Below are 1,264 nucleotides of genomic sequence, written 5' to 3'. Positions count from 1 at the left end.
CCCGAGATCGGCCGGACGGGTGGGCCGGAAACCGGCACCCCGCTGACGGGCGCCCCGGGGGTGGTGGGCCGCCCGACCCGTGGCGCGTCGGCGGCCGGCTCCACCGGTCGTTGCGGCTCCCTCGGTGGGCGGGTCGGTGCGACGGATGGGCGCGCCGGTTCGACCGGCGGGCGATGCGGCTCGACCGGCGGACGCGCCGCTCCGGTCACGGGGCGCGCCGGCTCCACCGGAGGGCGCACTGGCTCCACGGGCGCGCGGTACGGCTCGACCGGCCGGTGCGGCGGTGGGACGAACCGGGGCCCGGCGGCGGCAACGTCGTCCGTGGGTGGCGGCCCGGCCCGGTCGACCGGCGGGCGGAGTCCGAACCGTTCGCCGACGCTCCACTCGTCGCCGCGACCGTCGGCCGGCCGCTCCGGGCGGCGCGGGTCGGACCGTGCGGCGTCCGTGTGCCGAGGCTCCGGCCGGATCCGGCCGTCCGGGCGCGGCACGCTGCCGTCGACGTCTGCCGGTCGTCCGCCGACGCGGGGCGGCTCGCCGGGGCGGCCGGTGTTCCGGCCCACGTCCGGACGGAGCGGGCCGGGCTGCGGCCAGGGCAGGGCACCGTCGTGCGACGGCGCCGGCCGGACGGTGGGCTGGCGGTGTTCCTCGGCGCGCGCGGCGGCCACGTCCCGCCCGTCCCGGTGCGGCTGGCCGTCCCGGTGCCGTGGTGCGCCCCGGTCGCCGGGATGACGCGGCGCGTCGCCGGCAGGGCGCAGGGGCGCGTCGGCGTCGGGCCGGCCGTGCTGGCGGGCCGGCCGGTCCGCGGGGTGACCGGAGCCGGTGCCCGGGGGCGTCGACCAACCGTCCCGGCCCGGGTCGGGACGGCCGTCGCGATCCAGCGTGGGGCGGCGGCGCTCCGGCCAGCCGGGGCCGGACAGCGCCGGCCGGTCGCCGTTCGGCTGGCTCGGGTACTCGTCGGGCTCGGGCAGCCAGCCGGCCTCGTCCCGGGCGGTGGGGGAAACCGGGATCGTCTCGGCGGGACCCGGCCGCCGGCCGGCTTCGGCGGGGCGACGCTGCTCGTACCGGTCGCCGTGCCTTCCGGCGACCGGGTCGCGCTCCGGCGTCCACCCGGGGGCACGCCGGTCGGGCTGCTCGTGAGCGGGGTGCCGGGGCGGGTACGGCTCGGCCGGCCCGCGCTCGTCCCAGCCATGTCGCGCCGGGCCCCGCTCGTCCGGTACGGGGCGGCGGTACGGAGCGTGCTCGTCGGGCGCGGACCGGCGGGGAG

General features: G+C 82.0%; 1 pseudogene. It reads right to left on the bottom strand.

The window, feature by feature from the left end:
- Window positions 1-1,264 (bottom strand): annotated as a pseudogene (locus E1258_RS33775) (hypothetical protein); the annotation flags it as partial.

Source organism: Micromonospora sp. KC207, assembly GCF_004348615.1.
In the GTDB taxonomy this organism is placed as follows: domain Bacteria; phylum Actinomycetota; class Actinomycetes; order Mycobacteriales; family Micromonosporaceae; genus Micromonospora.
The sequence above is the reverse complement of the archived record's forward strand: the minus strand, read 5'-3'. Positions and strand labels throughout refer to the sequence as shown.